This is a genomic window from Corallococcus praedator (assembly GCF_003612125.1).
In the GTDB taxonomy this organism is placed as follows: Bacteria; Myxococcota; Myxococcia; order Myxococcales; family Myxococcaceae; genus Corallococcus; species Corallococcus praedator.
On sequence record NZ_RAWI01001140.1, the window covers coordinates 1 to 426 of the forward strand.

Below are 426 nucleotides of genomic sequence, written 5' to 3' on the forward strand. Positions count from 1 at the left end.
GTCCCTACTACATTGGTGGCTGGTCTTTTGGCGGATTTGTAGCATTTGAAATGGCACAGCAGCTTCACAAGGCAGGCGAACAAGTTGCACTGCTGGCAATTCTTGATACGCCCGCTCCGATCGCCAGCAATCAGCCTTCTTACTGCGAAACGCTGAATTTACTAACAACCGTAGCGCGATCAATTCCAGCCTTGCTATTAGATTATGGCCGTCTGATTCCGCCTGCTTTGCGCTCAAAAAACCACAATTCTGAATTATTCAAAACACTACCGTCTCAACTGCTGAATGAATTTGCTTTACATCGCTTACTGGAAGTTTATCGATCGAACAGTCAAGCAGTTTTGAACTACAAACCGCAAACTTATCCAAATGCAATCACGCTGTTTAGAACCCAGAAGCGATCGCAAAAGTTCAAAGATGCAGCAT

1 protein-coding gene is annotated in these 426 nt (G+C 45.1%); it reads left to right on the forward strand.

Annotated features, from left to right (window positions below; translation table 11 throughout):
- On the forward strand, window positions 1-426 hold a 426-nt coding region (locus D7Y13_RS43425; RefSeq protein ID WP_208734674.1), incomplete at both ends, for a thioesterase domain-containing protein.